This window comes from Holdemania sp. 1001302B_160321_E10, assembly GCF_015552275.1.
GTDB lineage: Bacteria > Bacillota_I > Bacilli_A > Erysipelotrichales > Erysipelotrichaceae > Holdemania.
The window spans coordinates 1-12,556 of the sequence record NZ_JADNEM010000015.1 but is presented as its reverse complement, the minus strand read 5'-3'; the positions used below and the strand labels follow the sequence as shown (position 1 = coordinate 12,556).

Sequence of the window (12,556 nt, the reverse complement as noted above, 5' to 3'; positions counted from 1 at the left end):
TATCCCAAATTTCTTCATGTAATAACTAAGATTTTTTTCATATATTATTTCTAACTTATAACTAAAAACAAAATTTCTATTAATTAATCTTAGTAGTATATTCTTCTATGTAGTATAATGGCCTATTTTTTGTTTCATCAAATATTCTTCCTAAATATTCACCAATAATCCCTAAAAAAATCATTTGCAGACTCCCGAAAAACAGAAGAACAATCATCATAGACGACCATCCCTTTTGTAAATTAGGATCCTTAGTTATTGCCATCCAGAAAACATAAATCATATACAATATAGCAAATATAGCTGTAATTATCCCTATATATGCTGCCCATCTCAAAGGTGCTGTTGTAAAAGATGTCAAACCTTCAATAGCATAATTAATCATAGTTTTATAATTATACTTAGTTTTACCAGCGGCTCTAGCTTCCCTTTCAAATTCTATTTCGATCGTAGGAAATCCAACCCAACAGAATAATCCTCGAGCAAATCGATGGGTTTCCCTTAATTCTTTAAATGCATTAACTACCCTCCGAGAGATCAGTCTAAAATTTCCTACATTTTTAGGCATCCGCACTTTTCCACTTGAAGCAGAAAAAACCTTATAAAACATCTCGGCAGTAAATTTTTTTAACCAAGTTTCACCTTCACGGCTTTTCCTTTTAGCATTGACAATATCATAGCCTTCTTCATATTTATCTATCATTTGAGGTATGATTTCTGGGGGATCTTGTAAATCTATGTCCATAAGAATGATAATATCTCCTTTAGCATAATCCAATCCCGCAGCTACAGCTATTTCATGTCCAAAATTACGTGATAGGCTTAGAAAAGATATATGCGGGTCATTGTCCAATAATCTATGACATATTTTTACTGTATTGTCTTCGGATCCATCATTAACTATGCATATCTCATAATTATATTCACTTAATGCTGATAAAATCTTTGTGATTCTCAAATAAAATTTTTCAATAACATCTTCTTCATTATACGCTGGAGCTACAATACTGATTAAAGATTTCATAAATTTGCCTCTCTTTTTAGATATATCATAATATAAATCCACTTTAATTAATAGCGTTTTAATAGAACATAATCATCATTTTGAAATAAAGTTTCTGAGCAAGCTCTCATATCTAACCAAATTGGTATCCAAGTATCATCCTTTTCCTTAAATTGATCTTTTCTCAAAATTATATACTCAACATTTTCTTCATATATAATTTGACAAGCTTTATCATAATTAGGATCTTCTTTAAAAATATTTTGCCCTATAAAGTCCCTTTCTATAAATAAATTTAGCAATTCCGAAGGAGCATTTTCCAACATCTCTTCATTTTCATATTTGACTATTTCTCTTGTATCCGAAATTCCAAATTTCAATTGTATATTATTCACATAACCTTTTAGATAAGGCATTTGGCTTACGACCCACGGTCTATAGTTTAAATTTTTCACTTCAGTTTGTAAATAATCGACTATCTCTTTTTCATTTTGATTTAATTTATATAAACGGCCATAATTATATTCAGAAGACCTTATTGATCCTAAAGCAATATTTTCAAAAGGTAAATGCAAAGAAACAGCTATTAGCAGACATTGAAAAATCACTAACCATTTCAAAAACATTTTATTTTTTTCTGATAAATACCAAAATAATATTGCTAAATTAAAAATATTAAATATCAAATCATACGAGCGGTAATATACAAAGTCTGTTATAAAATAGATTACTGCAGGCATTACTAATGGATTTAAGAAGAGAATAATCAATACTAAAAAAGTTTTATCGTATATTGTAAATTTTTTTTCTTTGAGTTTAAAATAAAACATATATGCAGTAAGTCCCCACCACAAAGTATTAAATAATATTTGTTTATGATTTTTAAACACAAAGTATTGATTACACATATCTGCCAAATGTTCTTCAAAATAATAATTATATGGATATAAATTTTTGTAATTAATTAAAGAATATATTACAAAAAAAACTAACAAACCTAAAAATAAATAAGTATAAATTTGTTTCCAAAATTTTCTTAGATTTTTCAACAAAAGGCAAATCAAAATGTAAATAACTAAAATACCATATATTAATAAATTTGAATAATGATACCTCCAAGCGATTAAAATCGCTCCATAAATTACTGGTGAGATTAAACTTAAAGAATAGACTGTTATTGCTTTTTTTGATAAATTCTTTTTTAAAAGAACTATAAAAATAGATATTGCTATAAAAAAGGAAATATAAAAACCGGACGAACTTACAGCTACTAAAGCAGACAGCATTAAACCCATTAATATGAAAATTTTGTAATTATTACATTGCAAATAAGAATAAAACAGATAAAAAAATAACGAAACTATAAGCACTCTCCACAAATTTCCAATCAGCGCTAGATAAAAAAATCCATCAATAAAGCATAAGTAAATAGATGCAATAACAAAAGATAAGAAAATTATATATTTTTTTTTGAAGAACTTAAAAGCAAAACAATAAATTATCTCAAAAAAGATATAGAAGAAAAGTATTTGTGCTCCCCAGATATAAAGATAAATTGGAGAATTCATCAGCGAAAAAATATTTCGCGTTATTTTAATTAACATAGAAAATAAATGATAAAAACTTTGATATAAATAATAAACACTTTCTACCTCATTCCCTCTAAACCCTATAGTCTGAATAGTTTTTAAAACTGAATTTTCATTAACCATTGATATATAAAAGATACTATCAGATCGTGCACCAACTCCATAATTAGAAGCAAAATTAATAAAAACTGCTGAGGAAATTATTATAAAAGCAAATAAAATGTAATCTTTCTTTGTTATCCTTAATTTCGTTTTAGACAATAAACAGCTGAAAAAAGCACACACAAAAATCACAACATATAATATTGCTATAACTTTTGTATTTATGGCAAAATAGACTAATGGATAACTTAAAAGCTGAATTATCCCTAAAATTGAAAAAAAGCCTAGTGCAACTTTGGGTATATTGTTGTCTAATTTGAAATGACCTTGAAGAAAAAAACCAAAATTGATTGATGCTATTAATACGAATAATATAGGTGAAAATTCTAATGCTATTCTAATAAAGGGCATATTACTACCATATTAACTTTCTAAAATTTATTTAATAATTCAATAACAAAATCTAAATTATCTTTTCGCATACCATTGTATAATGGCAAAGAAATTATATGATCAGCCATCATTTCAGTAATTGGGAAATCACCATTTTTATAACCCAAGTCTCGATATGCTTCACTTAGATGTGGAGGCTGTGGATAATGAATCTTTAAACCTATCTCTTGATTTTCACAATATTGCATGAATTTATCTCTATCTTCTGCCTCAATTACAAACAAATGAAATACATGACCTAACTCACCAAACTGCATCTTAGGTAATTTAATTTTAGGATTTTTGATTTCGGTCAAATATCTTAAAGCATCTTTTCTTCTTTCAGCAGTAAGTTCATCTAAATGTTTTAATTTAACCCGCAATAGCCCAGCTTGAAGTTCATCCAGCCGAGAATTATAACCTACTTTTTCGAAATAATATGTTTTTTTAGAGCCATAATTTCTCATCATTCTAACTTCTTCCATAATGTCTTTATTATCTGTAATAATGGCGCCACCATCGCCGAACCCGCCGAGATTTTTGGTTGGATAGAAGCTAAAGCAACCTACATCACCCCATGTGCCACATTTCTTCCCATTAATAGAAGCTCCATGAGATTGTGCGCAATCCTCAACAACTTTAAGATTATATTTTCTTGCAATCTTCATTATTTCTGGCATATTTGCTATCTGTCCGTACAAATGAACAACACAAATTGCTTTTGTCTTAGGTCCTATAGCAGCTTCAATCTTCGAAGGATCCAAATTATAATATTGGTCAGGTTCAATAAATTTAGGCACTAAGCCATTTCTGGTAAATCCCATAATTGAAGCTATATATGTATTTGCTGGCGCAATAACTTCATCTCCAGGATTCAAATGAAGTGCTTCAAAAGCCAAAATCAAAGCATCAAGCCCACTGGCCACACCAACACAATATTTAGATTGATTATATTCAGCAAATTCTTCTTCAAAACACTTCACTTCATTACCGAGCACATACCATCCGCTATCTAAAACCTCCTCGACCTTTTTTAAATATTCGTTTTTAAATTTCAAATATTGCGGAAGTAATTGATTATTTTCTATTTTCATAAATTTCCTTCTTTCAACCTCTTAAATGCATCATATTCTCTTATATAATCAGATTCATCATAGCCCTCGCTGGCTAAGACCATCAATATTGCATTATCATGATAAGTTAACGTATGCCAGATTTGAGGACCACACACAAGCCCTACATGAGGATCGTTGAGTTCAAAGCACTCTTGATTACCATTTATATCTTCGCAATGGACAACAATTTTGCCGCTTAGAGCAAAAAATATTTGGAATAAACTTTTATGTGCGTGATAACCTCTAACATTTCCTTCTTGGGTATTAATCACAGTATAAACTCTTCGGATATCAAACGGCAGTCCTGTTTTTCTTTCTATAGCGCTAAGATAACCGTCATTAGCACTGCCATGTGCCTTAAAAGCTTGCAAATAAACATTCTTCATTACTTTTTATCCTCAATTATTTCATCTATGATGTATAAAGGACGTTTTCTAGATTCATCAAGATTTCTCCACATATACTCACCGATAATTCCAAGCATAATCATTTGTACTCCCGCCAGCACCAACACAACAACCATTAAAGATGTCCATCCAGCAACATTTGAACCATGAACCAATTTATCATAGACTAGAAGCAGTGCTGAAATAAAGCCACTTATACTCATTAGAAAACCTAATCCACTAATCCATCGAATTGGAGTATGTGAGAAAACAATGAATGTATCGATAAAAAGATCAATTCTCTTTTTATATGACCACATTGATTTTCCTTTTTCTCTTGCTTGTCTTGTGTACTCTATAACTTTTGGGTTAAATCCAGTCCAAATCAATTGAACGTAAATCGAAGAGTTCTTTTCCTGCATATTAACCAAAATCTCCGCTACACTCTTATCCATCAAAAAGAAATCAAAGCCTTGCTTTGGATAATCGGCAATAACCAGCTTTCTGACAATACGATAATAAGTATTAGCGAAGAAGTTCTTTATCCAAGGCTCATCGCGTTTATTTCTGGCTGCAATAACTACTTTCTCACCTTGCTGCCAATATTGAATCATTTCTGTAATTAAATAAGGAGGATCTTGTAAGTCTGCACTCATCACAGCGATCGCATCGCCGGTAGCTTGACTCATGCCAGCAACTATCGCACGGAATTCTCCAAAATTACGAGAAAGTTTAACAATTTTCACATGATTATCATATGTTTGAACTTTCTTTAATTCATCTAATGTTTTATCTCTTGATCCATCATCAACAAACACAATTTCAAATTCAATATCTTTTCTTTTTTCAAAAACATCACGAACTAATACTTTATAAGTCTCAGCTATATTCAGTTCATTGAAATAGCACGGAATAACTATAGATACTTTTGACATATTTAACTCCTCTTATGATACCTAGTTAATTATAGCAAAAAAGTCCATTAGAAACTGGACTTTTTTCTATCTTTTTTCTTAAAACATGAGAAAATAAGTATTAAAACAAACATGACGAAACCAGCAATACTCAAGATAGCGCCCTGTTTCAATCCAGGAGGTGTAAAATACATCTCTAAGAATACACTACCTGAAGGGACAACCACTCCAAGGAAACTTTCATTAACTCTATATTTTACTGCAGTATCACCATTCAATTTAATATTCCATCCGTCATTAAAAGGCAATCCTAAAACCAATAGCCCTCCATTCTCACTTTCAACAGTTCCTGTTAACTGATTGCCACTATATTTTATATTTTCTAATTCAAACATTTCATCAGTTACTGCCGCTCTCAAAAAATTCATATCGTTTTCTGAGCAATACGCTACTTTTAATATATTATTTAAAAATGAAGATTCTTTATCTAGCACGGACACTTGGGTATAAGAAGTACCTAAAGGGCGATAATCGTCATTTCTATAAACACTTAAAAATCCACGATAGTTATCTGTAATTAATCGCCAATTCATATCTTGAGGCAACTCTTGTTCGTTAGAAACTACTGCATACTTAACATTTAAGAATTTCATTAACTGAGCTTGTTGTATATCTAGATACCAATCAGACCCTCGAATGATTTCAGGCACCTGATCGACAAGAGCTCTCAATGTAGGCTCGTAAATTGAATCATAAGTCGATAAACCATTAATTTGATAATAGAAAGCTGAATTAAGCCCCATACTCCAATAAACAGATTCTTGAGGGATATAGACACGATAATATTGTGAAGTATTTACTAGCTCAATTTGATCCAAAAAACTTCTCAGTTCTCCTGGCTCATCCTGTAAAACATGCGTCGCGTCATTCATAAATTGATAAGAATGACGATAACTTCCATCCTTAAGATAATGCTGTGATATTGTCGGAAATATGATTAATTCGCAAATACATAACAACCCGATCCAGATAAATTTACGCTTTTCTAATAACAAAAACATTATAGAATATATAACTGCAAAGGTTGTCCCCCAACTCAAAGCTTCAGTATATTCTAGTATATTCAATTTTAAAATAAAGCAAGTTAGAGGAACAATGCTTGCACATACAACAGTCGCAAATATACATGTAAATCGTAAAAGTCGCCAATTCCATTCTGCAACATGTTCAAGAACATGACACATCATAATTAAATTAACTATGACAAATAATATTGTGCCTCGAAAAGATACATCGCTGAAACCATGCATCGCAGATAATAACAAAGGACATATTAAAAATAAGATTTCTATTCCTATAAAAATTAAATCTGCTTTCTTACGTTTTTGCTCTTGTAAAACAAAAATTTGAGGCAGTAACAAAACTGATATAGAACCCGCCCAAAGAAATATTTCTCGCGTTGGATAATTATTCGTATTAAAAGGATATGCAACCGGTTGCAATAAATTCATTGGCAAAAATATACCAGCTAACTCCGTAACATAAACTCGTATATCATTAAACAAAAAATTAATTCCTGGATGTCCTATACGGCTGCTTTGCAAAAGATAGAGAATAACTGGGTAGAGAACAACTCCAGAAAGACAAACTCCAATAAGATAATATCCAATAAGTCTAAAAGTATCTTTAAAAAACATATTAAAATTTTCTCGTAATAGATAATATCGATATATATAATATACAGGCAAAAAGAATGAAATAACAAAGAAATAATAAAAACTAACTGAGGCCATGACAAACGTCATAATACAAAATGGAATCCATTTTTTCTTCTGAAGGTATTTTTCTAATGTATAAAGATATAACGGAAACAAACTATAAGAAAAAAGAAAAATTGGATAAACCGAATAATACATCATACCAGCAGAAAACGCATATAAAATCGAACCTATCACTTTAGTACTTTCTTTGAAAGAAAACATTCCTAACAATAAATACATACTCAGTGAGGCTAAGATCATCTTAAATATTGTTGTTAAAATTAAAGCATCCCAAAAATAGACTTTAAACCAAGCGCAGAATAACATGGGAATATCCGTCATTATATACCACATTTTAGAAACAAAAAAATTTGTTCCTAAAAAGTCAGACCATGAATAAAAAGGTAATGATCCTGTTTTTCTAAACATTTCGAACAATTGAATTAGCTCATTATAAAAAGCAAAGTTTTCTTCTCTTGTATCAATGGTCACAAACTCATAAGGAATTTGCTTCATCATATAAGGTAAATAAATAAAACCAGCGCCCAATAAAACGATAACAAGTAATAAAAATAAACTCTTATTTTTCTTTATACTCATGCTTCTTTTTCCTTTCTAAGCCGAATAATACTACAGCTAAGATACAACCAAAAGCACTGATTGTCATTCCTAATTTAAAACCTTCAGGCACAAAATACATCTCTAGATGGCTTTCTCCTTTATTAAGAGCAATTCCAATAAATCCACCATTGACGTTATACTTTTTTATTTCTTTACCATTTACAAGGATCTTCCAGCCATCATCATAAGGTAAAGTTATTATCATAAAAGTATCTGAAGAAGTTTTAATTTTACCAGTTAATTGATTACCGCCATAACTTATTTCTTCCAAATTAACTGAATCGGAATCTGATAAAAAGTCTTTTATTTCATGATAATCCTTTTGGTCACATAAGATGTGATCATTTAAAATCTGAATTGATTCCCCGTTTTCTATAAATTCATCATAAGTCAAAATAGAACTATAAGTAGTTCCTAATGCCCTATAATCTAAATTTTCGTAAATTCGGATGTTACCACGATAATCATTCTGAATCAAATTCCATTGAACGCCTTGAGGAAGCTCATCTTCCTCTAAAACTAAAGCATATTTCACATTGAGAAAGGTCATCAAAGAAGGATCTTCAATATTTAACATCATTCCGGAATTATATGCTTTAATATCAGGATTCAGTTCAGCGAGTTTATTGATTGAAGGTGAATAGGTGGAGTCATATATCATCAGACCATTTAGCTGATAAGCAACCGACATATTATGACTATAACTCCAGTAAAGAGAGTCATAAGGAACAAATATACGATAATATTGGGAGTAATTATCTGAATCCAGGTAGTTAAGATAATTATTTAAATCTTGATCTTTGTCTTGAAGCACATGAGTAACTTGCTGAACAAATGAATAGCTACCTCGCTCAGAACGATCCATTTTATTAAGGTAATGAAGTCCGCCTGATAATGAAAACTCTAGTACAGTAATAATTATCAACAAGTTAATTGCTCGCCGTTTTAATAGCAGTCCTTCTATAAATATTAAAAATCCAAAAGAAGAAAATAATAAAATCTGCGGTAAATAATTTCTGAAAAGCATCTGACTTTTCCCTTCAACAAACCCGGCCAAAGGAATAATGCCGATACAGATAACAGCTGCGATTATAGCCATACCAATGATCTTTGTTGAGTCAATTTGTTCATAATTTTCAAGCATCCAACTGGCAGTTAGAATATTAAATAACGTTAAAAGAAACGTCCATCGAAATGAGGGATCACTAAAGCCATGGAGCGCTGCATCTCCCATTGGCATTATGGCTAATATCAAAATTGCACCATAAAATAATAGCGTACGTTTCTTGAAAACTCGATCTTTTATCCACATCATTTGACACATTAACAGAGCCGTTAAGCTTCCTGCCCAAATACAAATTTCACGAGTTACATGCCAATCTGTTTCGAACACATTGACTCCATAAATATATTGATAATTAGGTACAAACATAGAAGCTAAAAAATGTAAATAAACTTGAGGATCTTGGAAAATAAGATCTGTATTAAACCCAATTCTATTATTTCCACTCATATAGCAAATTGTTGGAACTAATATAACCCCTGCTATCATTACACCCACAAAATAAACTCCGATTAATTTTAATGTTTCGGAAACAAAATATTTAAAATTTTGTTTTATTAAGCTATAACGATAAATATAATAGAATGGTGTTAAAAAGGATAGTGTATAAAAGAAATACCAATGTGAAATCAATAATATGGCAGTCATCAGAAGAAACTGTATTTTCTTACCTGAAGCAAGATATTTTTCAATACCGCAGAAATAAAGAGGAACTAGACAATAAAATGAATGAAACATCAATTGTCCGCTAAAAAATATGGCCCATCCACTAAAAGCGTAACATAAGCCCCCAAATAAACTTATTTTTGAAGAAATTTTCATTGTTCTTAACAAAGCGAACATTGAAAATGCGCTGACAAAAAATTTTAAAATTTCTAATAACAAAGTACGATCAAAAAAATTAAGTCCCTGAAATAACAGACTAGCCCAAGTAAAAGGATCTCCCATAATATAAAACGTTTGAGATGAAAAAAAATTAGTTCCTAAAAACATACTCCATGAATAGAAAGGCAAAGTTCCTGTTTTAAAAAATTGATTCATTAAATTGGTGAATTCCATATTAAAAAACAATTGTTCTGGTTTTAAATCGGTTCCATACGTTACCGGAATATGCGCTAACAAATTAGGCAAAAACATACATCCACAGATTAACGCTACAGATCCCGCAAGCAGAAATGGATACTTATATCTTTTTAGCATAAAATTCCTCCATTGATACTGATTCATTATATCTTATTATTCATAGTTTCACTACGATAAATATTCTTAATTATTTTAACAAAAATTTTTTGAGCTTTAATTTATTCTTTGTTTTGCTTATAATAATTATCAGGTGATAATAATGAAAAAAATAAAAAAGCATTTATTAAGCAACGCTGATATTTTAATCTTTTTCTTCTCTGTCTTATTTTTTGATTATTACTTCCGTAATCAAGTGGGTATGTCCTCAGCTAACGCAAAAATAATTTTTGTAAATATTTTTATTGCTATTTTATTAAGTTCGTTTATGTTTCTCATGGGGCGAAAAATGAGATTAACTTATGGAATAATTTTGATAAGTACGATGGCCTTACTTTGCTTTTGTCAAAATCTTCATTATAATTATTTCTCTACTTTCTTTTCTTTTTCTAAAGCTAGTATTCTAAAAGAATTTTTCCAAGTGAAAAATGAAGCTACCGGAAAACTAACATTAGATCTCTTTGGATATTTTTTGCCTCTGATCCCTTTTATTCTTGTTAATTTATTTAAAGGAAAGCAATATAAATATAATTATATTCTAAGAATATGTATTACAAGTTTTTTATGTATATTAAGTATTGCCTGCCTGTTCTTAACATTCTCAAATTATCCGGAGAATATTAAGAAAAGTGAAAGTGACTCGTATCTTTACCATACACTTTACAATAAAGTCAGAGCCGTTGATCGACTCGGCTTGTATTCATACACCATTAAAGATGCACAGCTAACTCTGAATCATAAAATAGAAAATACTGACGAACAAAAAACAATGATTGATCTTTATATAGAAGAACATGGATATGTTTCAGAACCTAATGATTATACAGGGATATTTAAAGGTAAAAATTTAATTCTTATCTTATGTGAATCTTTATCCACAATTGTCATTGATGAAGAACTGACTCCTACCTTATACATGATGAAAACACAAGGAATTAATTTTGATAACCATTATGCACCAGTATATCAATCTGCTACTGCGGATAGTGAATTCATCAGTCTTACTTCCCAAATTCCTTCTATTGACAATGGTCCGCTTGCTTATGATTTTTATGAAAATACTTTTCCAAGCGCACTTCCTCAATTATTTCGAGAAATAGGATATTCAGCTAACTCATTTCATTCTTTCAAAAAGGAATTTTATAATCGTGAGACTTTGCATTACACCTACGGATTTACCTATCTCTATGATTGGGTTGATCTTAATTTAGAAAAGCGTCCAGAATTTGTAGAGGCTTATAACTGGATTCATGATCGTGAACTTTTCACTAAGGCTCTGGAAGCGACAAATGAAAATGCTACTGAACCATTCTTTGATTTCTTTATTAGTGTTTCTGGGCATGTACCTTATGTTCGTGAACGTTATGAATTGGAATATGATCTTTGGCAAACTATCGTTCTCCATGGTGAAGCTGGTGAAAAGTATTCTACAGAAGCACTTTGTTATCTAGCAGCACAGAAAACGCTTGATAGTGGATTGGAAATTTTAATTGAAGATCTTACAAAAACCGGTCAACTCGAAAACACTGTTATCGCTGTCTATGGAGACCATTATCCTTATGGGTTAACAAAATCCGCGACAAAAGAATTATTCACTGACCTTAAAAATGACTATGAAATTTATAAAGTTCCATTCATCATTTGGACTCCAAGTTTAGAGAATAGTACAACTATCGAAACAGTGACCTCAACATATGATATTATGCCAACTTTATGTAATTTGTTTGATATAAACTTAAACGGTCATCTCATCACTGGTCGTGATGCATTATCAGATAAAGATGGACTTGTTATCTTTGAAGATCGCTCCTGGCTTAATGATCAAGCCTATTATAATGCAACGAAAGGAACAGTCATTAAACTAGATCCATCTATAACTGATGATGAAATAGAAGAAATAAATAACAAAGTTTTCGAAGAAATCCAAATTAGTCAGAATATTCTAACATCTGATTATTTCGCTGAAAAGAATTAAAAAATTTAAAAAGCGAACTTCCATTACCCTGCTGTAAACTCAACATCAGTATTAAAGAAAATATATTTATATACTAGTAATTCATTTATACCAAAATCTGCGATGGTTGAGTTAATAAATCTCACAATGGTCATATGTATATACTTCATCAAAAAATAGAGCTATCTTAAGAGGTTCTATAAATTTTGGTGTTGGTAGAAACCAACGCCTTTTTTTCTTGAGCATAAAAAAAAGAGACATAGGTAAGAATTTCCGTTACAATAAAATCACCACAAATTACAGAAAGGAAATCTCACTATGTCCATTACTCATTCTATCGTATCTGTTCTCAATTTAAAAGATCCTCATCTTCATTTC

Annotated in this window: 8 protein-coding genes; 1 reads left to right on the top strand and 7 read right to left on the bottom strand. The window is 30.5% G+C overall.

Translation table 11 applies throughout. The features are described from left to right. Positions 1-79 precede the first annotated feature (79 nt). From I2D94_RS10300 to I2D94_RS10270, 7 genes are read right to left on the bottom strand one after another with little or no spacing between them, the layout of a single operon-like run. Positions 80-1,024, bottom strand: coding sequence for a glycosyltransferase (locus tag I2D94_RS10300; protein WP_195396761.1), 945 nt, complete (start codon positions 1,022-1,024; stop codon positions 80-82). 47 nt (positions 1,025-1,071) lie between these two features. After that, a complete protein-coding gene (locus I2D94_RS10295) occupies positions 1,072-3,105 on the bottom strand; it encodes a hypothetical protein (RefSeq protein ID WP_195396758.1) in 2,034 nt (677 codons plus the stop codon). A 20-nt stretch (positions 3,106-3,125) separates the two neighbouring features. Beyond that, positions 3,126-4,220 carry a DegT/DnrJ/EryC1/StrS aminotransferase family protein gene (locus tag I2D94_RS10290; protein WP_195396756.1) on the bottom strand — a complete coding sequence of 365 codons (1,095 nt, stop codon included), beginning with the start codon at positions 4,218-4,220 and terminating at the stop codon, positions 3,126-3,128. After that, positions 4,217-4,627, bottom strand: a complete 411-nt coding sequence (locus I2D94_RS10285; protein WP_195396754.1) for an FdtA/QdtA family cupin domain-containing protein — start codon at positions 4,625-4,627, stop codon at positions 4,217-4,219. The genes I2D94_RS10290 and I2D94_RS10285 overlap by 4 nt, the downstream gene beginning before the upstream one ends. Next, positions 4,627-5,562 (bottom strand): glycosyltransferase family 2 protein, encoded by a 936-nt coding sequence (locus I2D94_RS10280; RefSeq protein ID WP_195396752.1) that lies wholly within the window; start codon positions 5,560-5,562, stop codon positions 4,627-4,629. The genes I2D94_RS10285 and I2D94_RS10280 overlap by 1 nt, the downstream gene beginning before the upstream one ends. A gap of 47 nt (positions 5,563-5,609) precedes the next feature. Continuing rightward, positions 5,610-7,901, bottom strand: coding sequence for a YfhO family protein (locus tag I2D94_RS10275; protein WP_195396750.1), 2,292 nt, complete (start codon positions 7,899-7,901; stop codon positions 5,610-5,612). Then, positions 7,882-10,185, bottom strand: coding sequence for a YfhO family protein (locus I2D94_RS10270; RefSeq protein ID WP_195396748.1), 2,304 nt, complete (start codon positions 10,183-10,185; stop codon positions 7,882-7,884). Before I2D94_RS10270 ends, I2D94_RS10275 begins: the two co-directional genes overlap by 20 nt. Before the next feature lie 142 nt (positions 10,186-10,327). On the opposite strand from I2D94_RS10270, the gene I2D94_RS10265 reads away from it, so the two are divergent. Beyond that, positions 10,328-12,199: an LTA synthase family protein gene (locus I2D94_RS10265; protein ID WP_195396746.1), complete on the top strand. Its 1,872-nt coding sequence runs from the start codon at positions 10,328-10,330 to the stop codon at positions 12,197-12,199. Positions 12,200-12,556: the final 357 nt, after the last annotated feature.